Raw genomic sequence first — 13538 nt, 5'->3', positions numbered from 1 at the left:
CGAAGCATTTTTTGAAAAGTCTTTCTTAAGAGCGATTTTAACTTTTACACAAAGAGGTTGCGCTAATTGGAACAACCTTCAGGAAAATGCTTCGCCCTTACGCCTGAGAAAGATTTCTCCGCTCTGCCCTTCGCTTTCGCTTCGCGCATCGGTTGAAATGACAATCAGTGAGGCTTCGTGCTGAGCGTCATTCCAAAGCCCTATTCTTGGGGATGGGACCGCCAGTCTGGCAAGACGCAGCCTGTTGGAGCGCAACGAAAATACCGTTTTCGGGGACAGGCCTGTCTGGCAGCACCAGCCTGACAGGCAAAGAATTAATTTTAATTAAGAATTACGAATTATTTTGTGAAACGGCAAGTTGTGCCCGGGCGCTGAATGGCGGTGCCGCCTTCCTGCGTGGGTCTTGAGCTAAAGCTCGAGTTACAGGTGCTTACGCCTCCCTTGCATCCGGTCCTTATTTGGACTTTTCTTGTTTAAAGATTTCGTCCATGCGTTTGTTGTCTTCCACGCCCTTTTCATCATATTTGGAGTAAGTCGATCCGTAACCTTTATCCTGTCGAATCTGATTTAATTGATTCTTTTTGAGATAGAGTTCGGTCAATTTTTGAGGATCGAGGCCAACCAGCTGACACTTGCTAACCCAAAAATGTAATTCATCGATTAATTCAATGCGGATGTTGTCCCAGTCAATTTCGTTCATGTCTTTCCACCATTTCCAGGGTAGTGAATCTTCTAATTCAATAGATTCATGAATCTGGGCACGGTTGTAGTTCAGAAGCCATTTTACCCGTTCCGAGACAGTCTGCTCATCCGTTTTGCTCTGATCGCACAGCCGGTCATAATCCTGACCATGCCGTTCTTTTAAAATTCGTTTATTCAGTTCGTATTGCTTGTCAAAAATCATCTTTAATAAATCCATTACTCTTCTCCCTGCTTATGGTCGTAATTGGTTTTGATGAATAAAAAGCGCGTGCTGCCATTATGGTACACAAACAGTTTAACATAATCGGGTTTCTGGCTGGCAATTTTCTGGAACTGACCTTTAATATCCTCAATTGATTGAACAGGCACATCATCGACGGCCAGAATCAAATCGCCGATTGCCAGACCGGCAATGTCGGCCCAACCGGCCCGCTCCACACGATTCACCCAAACGCCCTGTGTGTCTGTTTCGAGATTAAGCCTGAGGGTTACGTCGCGCGTCAGTTCTTTAACGCTGAAGCCCAGATCGGGATTGGCCACCTCTTCGGCCATGAACTGACTAATGGGCGAACCACGTAGATAGACCTTCTTTAAAATAAAATGGTTTTTGCGGAAGATTTCCAGCACCACGGTGTCGGCTGACTGATTTCTGATGATCTGACGCAAGGTTTCCAGATCGCTGTCTTTTTCCGCTTTGAGCGGTTGTTCATTGATTCTGGTAATCACATCTCCCGGGAGCAGGCCGGCCATTTCTGCCGGAGAATCTTTAATCACTGTGTTGATCAAAATGCCCTGTACCTGCGGCTGGCCAAAATAGCGGGCCAGGTCTCTGGTAAACGGCTGCATGTAAATGCCCAGCCATTTTTTGCGAAGGGTTTGTTTGTGTTTAAACACAGGAGGATGCTCAATGTGGGACGCAAATTTTTTAAAAAGAACCACCTGGCAGAGGGCGCTGGTTTGAAATTCCGACAGGTGCAAGGCACGCACCGTTGTCTCTCCGCTGCTGCGGAAATAACCGATGGCTCTGCCTCCCTCTTCCAGAACCAGGCCAAAATCGTCCAGGCCAGGGAAGCCCTTGACAAAATAGTAATTGCGTTCCGCGCCACGGGAAATGGTATTGATTCTGCGTTTAACAAAAATTGGACTAAAATTGTAATTTTCGGGAAGATGGCTGATCAGAATGATTTCCTGTCCGATGTTCAGCTTGTTGAGGTTCTTAAAGCGAACCGGCACGCTGCGGCTTGAATCTTTTAAACGGATAAAGGCAATACCTAAATCGTCGTCTTTGCCGATAAAACGGGCTGGCAATTCCACTTCATTGGCAAAGCGCACTTTAATTTCTGCCGGCACCTTGGCCGAGGCCATGACGGCGCTTGAAGCGCTGAATTCAATTTGGGCCGGATAGATGGAAGAACTGGTTAGGATCAGGCCATGCTCGTCAACCACAATGCCTGTCAGATGGCGTTTGACGCGCTCCTTGTCTTCCATCTCTTCGATGGAGGGCAATTGTTCGTAATAATTGATAACGACCAGTTGGTTGGCGTAGGCGTCAAATAATTTTTGCCAGTTTTTTTGAGCGGGCAAAATGGAAATGATCCCCAAAAGAAGTAAAATACCGAACATCCATCTCATTGTTGTTTGTTCCCCTTGATTAAAGCGAAGCGCGTAACCTTGCCAATTTTGATGAACAGCAGATGGTCTTTGCCGTCCTTGCTGTATTGATTTTCGTAACTGGTAATGAACTGATCCATGTTTTTGATCGATTTATTGTCGATCTTCTTCAGAACGGCTCCGCTGAACAGTCCGGCTTCCTGTGCCGGGCTTCCCAACTGAATTCCGGAGATCAAAATTTTGTCCGTTTCGTCGAGCCCAAAGTTTTTGCGGATGCGAGGCGTTATCTCTTTTAAGGAAAAGCCCCATTCGGCGCAATAGTACTCATTTCCGCTGAATTTACCCTGTTTTTCGGTTAGCAGGGTAGCCTTGTGTTTTTCTAAATTTTGATCCAGAAAGGTAAAAGTAACGTGTTGCCCGACAGGCAAGGAAGAGACCAGCAGCCGAATTTTAGGCAGTTCTTCCTGATAGAAAGCATTAATCTTTTGACCGGCGATTTCCGTAACAATGTAGCCAGCTTTCAGACCGGCTTTTTGAGCGGGAGAATTATCTTCTACCTGACGCACCAGAACGCCCTGTAAATCGGGCCGTTTTAAATAGGCGCTCAAATCTTTAATTTCCTGCCATTCAATGCCTACCCAGGAGCGTTCGACCTCTCCCTTTTCCAGCAATTGGCGGATTACATATTTGGCTGTGTTAATGGGAATGGCAAAACCTAAATTTTCGCCAAAGGTGATGGCCCGGGCATTGATGCCAATGACTTCTCCTTTTAAGTTAACCAGCGGTCCGCCGGAATTGCCGGGATTAATGGCTGCATCGGTTTGAATCCAGAGGTTGTACGGAGAGGTCAAATCGCCGGACTGACCAAAATAGCGATCAACAGAACTAATGACGCCCAGGGAAAGGGAGCGGGCCAGGCCCAGCGGCGAACCTAGAGCCAGTACCACCTGGCCGACTTCTAACTGATTGCTGTCGCCCAGCCTGGCAAAGGGCACCTCTTTCAGGCCGCTCTTTTTAAGTTTTAATCTGAGCACAGCGATGTCCGTCCAGGGATCCAGCCCAATGACTTCGGCTTCTACCTCTTTTTTGGAAGACAGAGTGCAGCGCACAAAGCGCGCTTTTTCGGCCACGTGATTGTTGGTCAGCACGTAGCCGTCCCGTGAAAAGATGAATCCGCTGCCTGTTACCTGGACTTTCTGGGGTTCTCCGGAATCAACATATTCTTTAATGGGCTGGATGTGTACCAGAGCCGGGAAGACTTTTTGCCGGGCCCGATGAATTTTTTTCTGCAAATCATCGCCAGCCATGAGTAACAGGGGGATGATGAGAATGGTGAGCAGTAGTCGCATTATTTTTTTAGCTCTCTTTTTAAAATGGATTCAACTTTTTGAATTTTACTGTTTAATCGGCTTTGCTCCGTTTTACGGTAGTCCATCTTTAAGGTCATGGAAATACGCTGGCAATCTTTTTCCAGGGCCTTAAAGCAGTCGCGCACCACGTTCATCACCTGATCGTAATCGCCTTCTAAAACGGTGCCCATGGGATTTAAGCGGTAAGGCACCCCGCTGCGGTCAATGACATCAAGGATTCTGGCAACATAGGGCGAAAGGCTTTCGCCTTTGTCAAGGGGAAACATACTAAATTCAATGAGCACCATGGAATTTCTCCCTATTCTTAAGACTTTGATTTAAAAGAAAGGATTAATAATTTTCTGTTCATTTCTTTTTATTTTCCAGCATGGCTTTGTGGTAGGTGTAAACACGGATCGCTCGGAAAAGAATGGCAATAAAGACAATCAAAAGCAAATACAACAGCGACATCCGGGCAATATTGCTTATCATGCGTCGCCAGTGTAAAAAACTCTGAAAAAACAACACAATGTTAAAGGCGCTGAGCAAGCCGATAAAAAAATTAAGGGGACGGTAGTTCCATTTTTTGCCTTTGTGTTCCATCTTTAAGTCGGCTACCAGCAGGGCATAGGTTAACGTGCCGATGACCGAAGCCCAGAAAAATTGCGTGGTTTCCATCCAGTCAAACAGATGAAACAAAAAGTAACTGGCAATAAAGGTTAAGATGGGTAGATATTCTAAAACGCTCTTTTTTTCTTCCATTGTTACTCACATTACATTGCAAGATTGACTTTTTTGTACATGTTGTACACTTCGATAATAAAGACCTTTAAAATAGCAGCCACCGGAACAGCCAGAAACATGCCCAGAACTCCGTAAAATTGCCCCCCGATGATCACGGCAAAGATCACCAGCAAAGGGTGCATTTGCACGCTGCGGGCCACTACCAGCGGCTGAACCAGAACATTGTCCAGCAATTGAATGATGGCAAAAGCCACGGCAACCATCACCATCTGATTGACCTGTCCGTTACTGATTAAAACGACCAGTACAGCCAGCGTGGCTCCGGTCCAGGGACCGATGTAGGGCACCATGTTGGCCAATCCGGCAAAGGTGCCAATCAACAAAAAGTAGGGCACTTTCAAAATCCACAGAGCAATGACCGACAGAATGCCAATGATCAGGGCGTCAAAAAACTGGCCGCGCAAATAGCCGCCGATTTGCATGTCGATCTTGTAAATCAGATTGAGTGTAATCTCAAAATAGCGGTTGGGAATGATGCTGATCAGGCCCTTAATCATGCTTCGTCCGTCTTTAAGCAAAAAGAACACAACAAAGGGAATGATAATCAGCGTGGTGATGATGGAGAGAACGCTGCTCAAGAGGCCAAAGATGGAATCTGAAAAATGGGTCACTATTTCCTTTAATTTAAGCTGCAAATTAAGATCCGCATCTTTCATAAATGGAATGTTCTGGCGGATAAACGTTTCGATGTTTTGAATCGTTTCGGCATTTTTGTCTGAACTTAAATTGTGTTGAATGACTTTGACCTGATCAATGATGGGCGGTACCACAAACAGAATGGTTAGAAACAGAATCAGAGCCAGAACCAGAAAAATGATTCCGGTTGCCGCTGGACGGCTAAGTCCTTTGTATTCCAGAAAGGAGGCAATGGGGTCAAGAATGTAAGCCAGTAAGGCGCCGATTACAAAGATCATGATAATGGAGCTGAGCTTGACAATCAGCCAGCCCAGGGCAAAAAGAGCCAGTAAAAACAGTAAAATTTTCAGGAAACGGTTAATGGTAATATCCATCACTGAACCTTTTCTTCCAGACGCTGTAATTTAGCCCGTAACTCCCGGTTTTCGATGTTGCTGCGTCGCAGCCGTTCGGCAATCATCTGAGAGAGGCGTAAAAGAATCTTATTGCCGGTACGGGGATAGGTTTCCAGGATGCTGAACAAATCGGGTTGAAAAAAACCATAGAGCACACTTGGCTTGCTGGCAATGGCCGAGGCCGTGCGCGGCGCTTCTAACAGCAAAGCCATTTCACCAAAAAAATCCCCCTTGGAAAGAACCGCCAGAATGCGCCGATCTTTACCAATAGCGATGCGTACTTCTCCCTCTTCGATGATGTACATGCCCACCCCGGGTTCGCCTTCATTAAAGATGACCTCCCCTTCTTTGTACGTTCGTTGATGCAAAATGCGCTCTAATTGACGCAATTCTTTTTTGCTCAAATCCTGAAACAGAGGAATTCGCTTGAGAACCGTTAAAATGTCCTCTTTTTCGCCTTCTTTTTTTCGGAAAATATTGGTCCAAACACTGTCTTCTAACATGGCCATTCCTAATTAAATGTTGTTGATCAATTTACTGCTACTAAAGACTGGTAGCAAATTTTTGAAATTACAGAATAAAATATTATCTTCTGTGCACAAACGCAAAATTTGCGTGAGGGCAAAAAAATTAAATCAAGGAGGTTGAGCGATGGGAAAAAAAAAGGTCGCTTTGGTTTCAGTATTTTTATTGGCTTTCGTGGTCATGGTATCGGCTCAAGATTCGGCCTATTATCAAAAAAAGACGATCTGGGGCAAGGAACGCTGGGTTTTAACCGGAAATTTTGATCAGGTTAAAAAGCCCACCATGGAAGATTTCAAAATACACGTCTTTCACTTTGATCCCACCCATCAGGACACAACCGGTACGTGCTGGGCTTTTTCCACCATCTCTTTTCTGGAAAGTGATCTGTACCGCCAGCATGGGATTAAGGTGCGTCTCTCCGAAATGTTTGTGGTTTACTGGGAATATGTGGAGAAAGCCAGACGCTTTGTTCGGGAAAAAGGCCATTCCTTTTTTGGGCAGGGCTCCGAATCTAATTCCGCCATTGCCAGAATCAAACAATACGGCATTGTCCCCCGCGAAGTTTACGATGGATTGTTGCCCGGCAAGGAACGCTACAATCACACGCAAATGTTTAAGGAGATGAAAGATTATTTGAATTTCATTAAAGAAAAAGGTTACTGGGATGAGACCATTGTCCTGACAACCATCAAGCAAATTTTAAACAAATACATGGGCCAGCCGCCAAACTCCTTCAGATTCCAGGGCCAAAACTACACGCCCATCACTTTTCGCGATCAGTATTGCAAACTAAATGCAGATGATTATGTGGAATTCATGTCCACTTTAAAATTCCCTTTTTACACAAAAGCAGAATTTGAAGTACCGGACAACTGGTGGCATTCCAAAGAATACCGAAACATCCCTCTAAATGTGTTTTACCAGACCATAAAACAGGCCATTAAACAGGGCTATTCCATTGCCATCGGCGGCGATGTAAGCGAACCGGGGCGCTACAGTGAGGGCGACATTGCCATTGTGGTACCATGGGATTTGTCTCAAAAAGAGATCAACCCCTATTCCAGGGAATTCCGCTTTTACAATAAAACGACCACCGATGACCATGGCATTCATCTGGTCGGGTACACGCACAAATATGGCCATGATTGGTTTTTGATTAAAGATTCAGCCTCCGGTTCTCAAAAAGGCCAGTACAAAGGTTATTTCTTCTTCAGAGATGACTTTGTAAAATTGAAAATGCTCAGCTTTATGGTTCATAAAGACGCGGTTAAGGATTTGCTCAAGAAATTTGAAGAGTAATCGTTTTTATTGGGGCCTCGCAAGCTTAAGCGTTTGTGAGGTCCTTTTCTATTGCCCAGAAAAGCGATTCGTTTTTGTCCAGCTCTTTCAGTTGCCGATGAATCCAGATCATTTTAGCCGACAAATTGTGCATGTGCACCAAAAAGGATTCGTCGTAGGCAGCGGATTCCAGACGATTTTGCAGGATGAGAATACGCATTTCGTTTTGTAGCTTTTCCAGTTGATTCAATAACGATTGCTGAGTCATGATCCTGGCTCCCTGTTTGTTTTTAATGTAAGGGTCGGCTGTTACCTCACATAGTCTAAATTTAAACCGTAGAATGTGTACATATTGGCCATTTTCTGTCCACCACGCGCAGGAGAAGACTTTTCAATTTTAAAACAGTTTCATTAATTGGGCGCTGGCCGGCTGGTGCAATGCGAAAATCCTGAGTTGAAGATTTTTCAGGCGCTTCTGATGCCTGCGGCGCGTTATTTTTGCAATGATTTTAATTTTCTTCTAACTTTTGCTTTTTGAAGATGGATTGAAAAAACAGCGAGGTAATTTCATGAAAAAGATGTTGCTCAATATGCTGGTTCTGGGGCTTATTTTAACGGCCTGCCAGAATCAAAAAGTGGTGGAAGAGAACAAACAACTAAAAAATCAAATTCAGGAGTTAAAATTGAAATTGATGCAATATGAAAAATTGGCTCAGAACATTCAGTTCCTGGTTAATGAGATGCAGGGGGTAAAGGCCAGAATTGTAACCAATTTTGGTAATATTGAGCTGGAACTCTACCCGCAAAAGGCGCCGCTGACCTGTTTTAATTTTATCATCCATGCCGAAAGCGGATTCTACGATGGCCTGCTCTTCCATCGCGTTATTAAAGGGTTTATGATCCAGGGAGGAGACCCCAACACGCGTACGGCCAATGTGCAAAGCTATGGTCTGGGCGGGCCGCTGGTTCACATCCCTCATGAATTCAACGATCTTAAACACGATCGGGGCGCTGTTTCCATGGCCCGGCCGGGCAATGTGGCCTTGGGCGCCGGAAGTCAATTTTTCATTGTACAGCAGCCCGCTCACCATCTTGATGGCCAGTACACCATCTTCGGCCACGTGACCAGCGGGATGGAGGTTGTGGATAAAATTGCCGATCTACCCACAGCAGCCAATGATCTGCCAGAAAGACCTGTTCAGATTATTAAAATCGAGGTGTTCAAGTGAAAAAGCAATTCTGTTCAAAGCGCGTTCTTAATCTACTGATTGTTCTCCTTTTTGTAGGTCTGTGGAACGCCTGTTCACAAAAAGAGAGCGGGCTGGAGAAAGCAAATTTTGATTTCTCGGTCCGACCCCAGGATGATTTGTACCGCCATGTCAATGGAACCTGGCTGAAGAAAACGCAAATCCCCAGGGACAAGTCGAATTACGGCGCATTTACGGAATTAGAGGAAAGAAATGAAAGATTACTGCACCAATTGGTTGAGGAGCTGGTTCAGAGCGAGCACGCGCCCGGTTCGGATGCGCAGAAGGTAGCCGATTTTTACCACAGTTTTATGGATAGCGCGCGGGTCGAATCACTGGGCATCAGTCCTTTAGCCGATGAGTTGGCTACCATCGGTAAAATTCATTCAAGAAAAGAGTTAATCGCTGCCATGGCCCACCTGCGAAAAATAAGCGTGCAGCTGCCATTTTCATTCAGCGTGCGTCCCGATCAAAAAAATTCCAAAAGACATCTGTTGTATTTGAGTCAATCGGGCCTGGGCCTGCCCGACCGCGATTACTACCTGCGTTCTTCTAAAAAATTCAGACAATTCAGGCAGAAATATGTGGCCTACATGAAACGCCTTGCCACACTGGCTGGATTGCCCTCAACCGCAAACAGGGTGCAAACCCTGTTGCAGATGGAAACCGAAATGGCCCAAAAGCACTGGTCGCGTGTAAAAAACCGACAGCGCGAAAAGACTTACAACAAATTCTCTTTCAGACAGTTGACTACTCTGGCTCCGGATTTCGACTGGGAATTCTTTTTCAGCAATACCGAACTGGCCAACTTTGATTCTCTGATTGTCTCCCAACCCGATTATATTCAATCTTTTGATGACCTCTTTAAAAGCTATTCGATTGAAGATTGGAAAGCCTATTTGAGCTTTAAATTAGTCAACGCTTTTAGCGCTTACCTGAGCGCGCCATTTGTTCAGGCAGGGTTTGACTTTTATGGTCGTACCCTGCGCGGCACCCCGGCCATGAGTCCCCGCTGGAAACGAGCCTTAAACACCATGAATAGCACAATTGGACAGTTGTTAGGCAAAATGTACGTGGTCAAATATTTTCCGCCGCAGGCCAAAGAGAGAATGAACAAAATGGTTAACAACCTGCTCAATGTTTACGCGCAACGAATTAAACAGCTGGATTGGATGAGTCAGCAAACCAAACAGCAGGCCCTGGCCAAGCTGTCCCTGTTTAACACCAAGATTGGCTATCCCGATCGCTGGAAAGATTACTCCCGGCTGGAAATTAAAGGCGATGATTTGTTCGGCAATATCAAACGGGCCCGTTTATTCGAATATTACAGAAATATTAACAAATTACAGGCTCCGGTAGATCGCAGCGAATGGTTCATGAATCCTCAAACAGTCAATGCCTATTACAGCGCTTCGATGAATGAGATTGTTTTTCCGGCAGGCATTTTGCAACCGCCCTTTTTTAACCTGAATGCCGATAAGGCTGTAAATTACGGGGCCATTGGCGCGGTAATCGGTCACGAAATCACACACGGTTTTGACGATCAGGGCAGTAAATCGGATGGCTACGGCAACTTGCGCAACTGGTGGACCGAAGAAGATCGAAAAAATTTTGAACAACGCGCCCTTAAACTGGCCAGGCAATACAGTTCGTACGTGGTGATTGACACCATGCATCTGAACGGTAAATTGACACTGGGCGAAAACATTGCCGACCTTGGAGGCCTGACCATTGCCTACCAGGCTTATCGGCAATCGTTGCAAGGAAAGCAAGCGCCGGTGCTGGATGGACTAAGCGGCGATCAACGCTTTTTCATGGGCTGGGCCCAGATCTGGCGTAGAAAGTACCGCCCGGATGAATTGCGCCGGCGCGTCCTCACAGACCCTCATTCGCCGAGTGAATTCAGGGTAAACGGCGTGGTGGTGAATATTCCGGCCTTTTACCGGGCGTTTAATGTTACGGAACAGGACAGACTTTACTTGCCTCCGGAACAACGTGTAAAAATCTGGTAAAAAGAAAGGCTGGACAAAAAACAAGATGAATCAAAAAAGTTAATCTCTTTAAATGCGATTAAATCGTTTTAATTGGATCGACTAACAAAATCTGTGGAGGCCAGATGGAATTTAATTTAAATAATGAAGAAAAGCGCTACCTGTTGCAACTGGCCCGAGAAACCATTAAAGCGCAATTGTACGAAAACCCGCTGCCGGTTCCTGAAGCGATAAGCGAACGGTTAAAGATCAAAACCGGCGCCTTTGTAACTTTAAACAAGCGCAGCCATTTACGGGGTTGCATTGGATATGTGGTTGGTTTAAAACCCTTATTTCAGGCCATACCGGAGCTGGCCCTGGCCGCGGCCTTTAATGATCCCCGTTTTCCTCCTCTGCAAAAAGATGAATTAGAGGACCTGGAAATTGAAATTTCTGTGCTCACCCCGCTGGAAAGAGTTCAACAGATTGAAGAAATTGAAGTGGGTAAGCATGGTTTAATGGTGCGTCGGGGATTTTACGAAGGATTGTTGTTGCCTCAGGTGGCAACAGAGTATGGCTGGGACCGGACGACTTTTTTGAATGAAACCTGTATCAAAGCCGGACTTCCGCCAGAGGCCTGGAAAGAAGAGGATACCGAGGTTTTTAAATTTTCAGCTCTGATTTTTAGTGAGGCCGATTTTGACATCTGAATTTGAACAGAGGGCCAAAATTGCCCGAAAAGTAACCTGGATTGGCATCTTATGGAATGTGGTGCTGATTGTTCTCAAATTTGGGGCAGGACTTCTGGCCCACAGTTCGGCCTTAATTGCCGATGCCTTTCATTCCGTTTCCGATTTTGGCAGCGATATTGCCGTGCTCATCAGTGTGCGCCTCTCCAATCGTCCCAGTGACGAAACCCATCACTATGGTCATGGGAAAATTGAAACATTAGCTTCGATCATCATTACGATTTTCCTCTTTTTTGTGGCCATTGGCATCATGATCAATGGTGGCCTGAATATCCTGGATTTTTATCATGGCCGACCTCTTTCACAACCGGGGCTGGCTGCCTTACTGGCGGCTATTCTTTCTATTGTGGTTAAAGAAGGCTTGTACCGTTACACCTTTCAAAAGGGGCATTCCATCAAGAGTTCGGCTTTAATTGCCAATGCCTGGCATCATCGTTCCGATGCCCTGACTTCGGTGGCAGTCTCGTTGGGTATTAGCGGCGCTTATTTTTTGGGCAAAAAATATTTGTTGCTCGATCCTGTAGCGGCCATTGTAGTTAGTCTGTTTATTCTGAACTATGTGCGCACTGCTTTCCAGGAAGGGATTAATGAGTTGTTAGAGGCCTCGTTGGGTAAAGAAATCAACGAGCAGATTCTGGAAATCAGCCGCAATGTGCATGGCGTTTTTGTTCCGCACAACTTAAAAACGCGTCGTATCGGCAATTTGATTGCCATTGATATGCACATTAAAGTGCAACCTTCGTTAAGCATTGTAGAAGCGCATGAAATTGCCAGCCAGCTAGAAAGTAGATTAAAAGAAACCTTTGGCCAGGATAGCTTTATTTCCATCCATGTGGAACCCTATTTTCAGGAAGAACACCTGAAATGAAAAAGATGGAAATTGGCCGGCTGTTCAGAATTTAATGGTGTTTGCTCATAGGGCTCAGGCTGTAATTGGATGCAATGTTTCAGCCTCCAATTTTGATTCCGAAAAATTACAGCTATTTTGCCGGGCTTACTTAAATGTGTAAAAAAAGGTCAAGCGGCCCATAAAGTCGTTGCTGATCTGGTTTTGTTCGTAGGCTACTACTTCGATGTTAGGAATCAAGTGGACACTTTTAGCCAGAGCGTAATCGATTCCGGCGATGGCCAGGGTAAACTGGGACTGGTCGGAAATAGGCAGGTAAGAAATTTTGGGCCCGTCCTCAAGTTTATTGAACAGTTTATCAACACGCAAAAAGGCGACGAATTGCTTTTGCAACCTTACTCGAGCAAAAGCAGACACCAGGCCGATGATCTGCTTCCCCTGCCCCTGGGTGTCGCGCACCTGGTTTAAAAATTGCAGCCCGCCAGTAAAAGTGTTTTGCTTCAATGCCATAAAGCCTTGATAACAATAGCGTGTCTCTTTTGCAGAGTGTTGTTCATAATCGAAATAGGCTTCGACGACTAAAGCGCTTGACAGGTTGCCTCCAACGGCCAGCATGGCTTTTTTGTATTGATTGGTCTCTCCTTTTTGACCATTGCCGTTTCCGATCATCGCATGGTAGAAAAGTTGATCATGTGAACCGAATTTCCCTTTCACAGCCAGACCGGTTTCCCGTGAACTGCCCAGTTTGTACAGATCGGCTGGCGTCTTTTCCACGGACCTGTAGCCCCATAAATTTTCAACAAAACTAAAAGTAGGTGTTGAAGAGATGCCCAGGATAAATTGCGTTTTTTTGATCGTGTATTTAACATAGGCATCCTTAACAAAGGGCACGGCGGCTGTCTTGCTTTTAAAGTCCCCTGGATGAGCCATTTCCAGCCGTAAACGTATATCGAAGTTCTCGGCTAATCCCTGATCGTAGGTAAAATAGATTCTTCTGAACCACAGGCCGTTCATGTTTTTAAGCCCGGCATCATGATTGGAGAACATGTAGTAGTAATCCCCAAAGGCCAGACCGCTGATTTTGGCCGGCCCTGTTTCTCTGGCCATTAAGGAAACGCTCAAAAAGAGGATTAAAAGAATGAGTGTGTAAAAATATTTTGTGCTCATTAGCCCCCCACAATTTTTAAGGGTTATTTAGTGTTCTGTAGAATGAAATTATATGTGCATCTCGAAAAAGTAAACCTGTTTGGTTAAATTATGGTTAATATTCTAAGGCAGCAAAGCCGCAACCAAAAAACTTCTTTAAAAAATGACAGGCCAGTGCCCAGGAACCATTTAACTCTTACACTCATATACTTTTAACTTTACTCCTCCAACAGCAGAAGTCATTTCATCAATTAGCCCTCCCCCTCTCCCAGAATAAAA

At 45.3% G+C, this 13538-nt stretch carries 15 protein-coding genes; 6 read left to right on the top strand and 9 right to left on the bottom strand.

Annotated elements, in window-relative coordinates; genetic code table 11:
• The coding region (locus ACWB0I_RS09775; RefSeq protein ID WP_479387879.1) for a hypothetical protein at positions 1-184 on the top strand (184 nt) is incomplete at its 5' end.
• Positions 185-454: 270 nt separating this feature from the next.
• On the opposite strand, the gene ACWB0I_RS09770 is transcribed toward ACWB0I_RS09775, so the two are convergent.
• Genes ACWB0I_RS09770 through ACWB0I_RS09740 form a run of 7 tightly spaced genes read right to left on the bottom strand, consistent with a single transcriptional unit; the run spans position 455 to position 6000 of the window.
• The gene (locus tag ACWB0I_RS09770) at positions 455-919 is read right to left on the bottom strand and encodes a dUTPase (RefSeq protein ID WP_479387878.1); all 465 of its coding nucleotides are present in this window, start codon (positions 917-919) and stop codon (positions 455-457) included.
• A complete protein-coding gene (locus tag ACWB0I_RS09765; protein WP_479387877.1) occupies positions 919-2334 on the bottom strand; it encodes a PDZ domain-containing protein in 1416 nt (471 codons plus the stop codon). Before ACWB0I_RS09765 ends, ACWB0I_RS09770 begins: the two co-directional genes overlap by 1 nt.
• Positions 2331-3662 carry a trypsin-like peptidase domain-containing protein gene (locus ACWB0I_RS09760; protein ID WP_479387876.1) on the bottom strand — a complete coding sequence of 444 codons (1332 nt, stop codon included), beginning with the start codon at positions 3660-3662 and terminating at the stop codon, positions 2331-2333. The genes ACWB0I_RS09765 and ACWB0I_RS09760 overlap by 4 nt, the downstream gene beginning before the upstream one ends.
• On the bottom strand, positions 3662-3970 hold the full coding sequence (locus ACWB0I_RS09755; protein WP_479387875.1) for an MTH1187 family thiamine-binding protein: 309 nt from the start codon (positions 3968-3970) through the stop codon (positions 3662-3664). Before ACWB0I_RS09755 ends, ACWB0I_RS09760 begins: the two co-directional genes overlap by 1 nt.
• Before the next feature lie 58 nt (positions 3971-4028).
• Positions 4029-4424, bottom strand: coding sequence for a hypothetical protein (locus ACWB0I_RS09750; protein ID WP_479387874.1), 396 nt, complete (start codon positions 4422-4424; stop codon positions 4029-4031).
• A gap of 11 nt (positions 4425-4435) precedes the next feature.
• Positions 4436-5476, bottom strand: coding sequence for an AI-2E family transporter (locus ACWB0I_RS09745; protein ID WP_479387873.1), 1041 nt, complete (start codon positions 5474-5476; stop codon positions 4436-4438).
• Complete coding sequence (locus tag ACWB0I_RS09740; protein WP_479387872.1) at positions 5476-6000, bottom strand: cyclic nucleotide-binding domain-containing protein; 525 nt, start codon at positions 5998-6000, stop codon at positions 5476-5478. The genes ACWB0I_RS09745 and ACWB0I_RS09740 overlap by 1 nt, the downstream gene beginning before the upstream one ends.
• Before the next feature lie 148 nt (positions 6001-6148).
• On the opposite strand from ACWB0I_RS09740, the gene ACWB0I_RS09735 reads away from it, so the two are divergent.
• Positions 6149-7321 (top strand): C1 family peptidase, encoded by a 1173-nt coding sequence (locus ACWB0I_RS09735; RefSeq protein ID WP_479387871.1) that lies wholly within the window; start codon positions 6149-6151, stop codon positions 7319-7321.
• Positions 7322-7346: 25 nt separating this feature from the next.
• Here ACWB0I_RS09735 and ACWB0I_RS09730 read toward each other — a convergent pair whose 3' ends face one another.
• Positions 7347-7568, bottom strand: coding sequence for a hypothetical protein (locus tag ACWB0I_RS09730; RefSeq protein ID WP_479387870.1), 222 nt, complete (start codon positions 7566-7568; stop codon positions 7347-7349).
• 301 nt (positions 7569-7869) lie between these two features.
• On the opposite strand from ACWB0I_RS09730, the gene ACWB0I_RS09725 reads away from it, so the two are divergent.
• The 4 genes from ACWB0I_RS09725 to ACWB0I_RS09710 all read left to right on the top strand — a co-directional run bounded on the left by ACWB0I_RS09725 (position 7870) and on the right by ACWB0I_RS09710 (position 12134).
• Entirely contained in the window at positions 7870-8529 is a 660-nt protein-coding gene (locus tag ACWB0I_RS09725; RefSeq protein WP_479387869.1) for a peptidylprolyl isomerase, read from the top strand.
• Positions 8526-10559: a M13 family metallopeptidase gene (locus tag ACWB0I_RS09720; protein WP_479387868.1), complete on the top strand. Its 2034-nt coding sequence runs from the start codon at positions 8526-8528 to the stop codon at positions 10557-10559. The genes ACWB0I_RS09725 and ACWB0I_RS09720 overlap by 4 nt, the downstream gene beginning before the upstream one ends.
• A 104-nt stretch (positions 10560-10663) precedes the next feature.
• Complete coding sequence (gene amrA, locus ACWB0I_RS09715) at positions 10664-11227, top strand: AmmeMemoRadiSam system protein A (RefSeq protein ID WP_479387867.1); 564 nt, start codon at positions 10664-10666, stop codon at positions 11225-11227.
• Positions 11217-12134, top strand: a complete 918-nt coding sequence (locus ACWB0I_RS09710; RefSeq protein ID WP_479387866.1) for a cation diffusion facilitator family transporter — start codon at positions 11217-11219, stop codon at positions 12132-12134. The genes amrA and ACWB0I_RS09710 overlap by 11 nt, the downstream gene beginning before the upstream one ends.
• A 126-nt stretch (positions 12135-12260) precedes the next feature.
• Here ACWB0I_RS09710 and ACWB0I_RS09705 read toward each other — a convergent pair whose 3' ends face one another.
• A complete protein-coding gene (locus ACWB0I_RS09705; protein ID WP_479387865.1) occupies positions 12261-13280 on the bottom strand; it encodes a porin in 1020 nt (339 codons plus the stop codon).
• Between the last annotated feature and the right edge of the window lie 258 nt (positions 13281-13538).

This window comes from Caldithrix sp., assembly GCF_056497305.1.
This window is presented reverse-complemented; position numbering and strand designations above follow the sequence as displayed.

Excerpts from the sequence above, each read along its gene's own strand:
- ACWB0I_RS09770 (WP_479387878.1), bottom strand. The coding sequence starts at position 919 with ATGGATTTATTAAAGATGATTTTTGACAAGCAATACGAACTGAATAAA.
- amrA (WP_479387867.1), top strand. The coding sequence starts at position 10,664 with ATGGAATTTAATTTAAATAATGAAGAAAAGCGCTACCTGTTGCAACTG.
- ACWB0I_RS09740 (WP_479387872.1), bottom strand. The coding sequence starts at position 6,000 with ATGTTAGAAGACAGTGTTTGGACCAATATTTTCCGAAAAAAAGAAGGC.
- ACWB0I_RS09745 (WP_479387873.1), bottom strand. The coding sequence starts at position 5,476 with ATGGATATTACCATTAACCGTTTCCTGAAAATTTTACTGTTTTTACTG.
- ACWB0I_RS09760 (WP_479387876.1), bottom strand. The coding sequence starts at position 3,662 with ATGCGACTACTGCTCACCATTCTCATCATCCCCCTGTTACTCATGGCT.
- ACWB0I_RS09705 (WP_479387865.1), bottom strand. The coding sequence starts at position 13,280 with ATGAGCACAAAATATTTTTACACACTCATTCTTTTAATCCTCTTTTTG.
- ACWB0I_RS09730 (WP_479387870.1), bottom strand. The coding sequence starts at position 7,568 with ATGACTCAGCAATCGTTATTGAATCAACTGGAAAAGCTACAAAACGAA.
- ACWB0I_RS09765 (WP_479387877.1), bottom strand. The coding sequence starts at position 2,334 with ATGAGATGGATGTTCGGTATTTTACTTCTTTTGGGGATCATTTCCATT.
- ACWB0I_RS09750 (WP_479387874.1), bottom strand. The coding sequence starts at position 4,424 with ATGGAAGAAAAAAAGAGCGTTTTAGAATATCTACCCATCTTAACCTTT.
- ACWB0I_RS09725 (WP_479387869.1), top strand. The coding sequence starts at position 7,870 with ATGAAAAAGATGTTGCTCAATATGCTGGTTCTGGGGCTTATTTTAACG.
- ACWB0I_RS09735 (WP_479387871.1), top strand. The coding sequence starts at position 6,149 with ATGGGAAAAAAAAAGGTCGCTTTGGTTTCAGTATTTTTATTGGCTTTC.
- ACWB0I_RS09755 (WP_479387875.1), bottom strand. The coding sequence starts at position 3,970 with ATGGTGCTCATTGAATTTAGTATGTTTCCCCTTGACAAAGGCGAAAGC.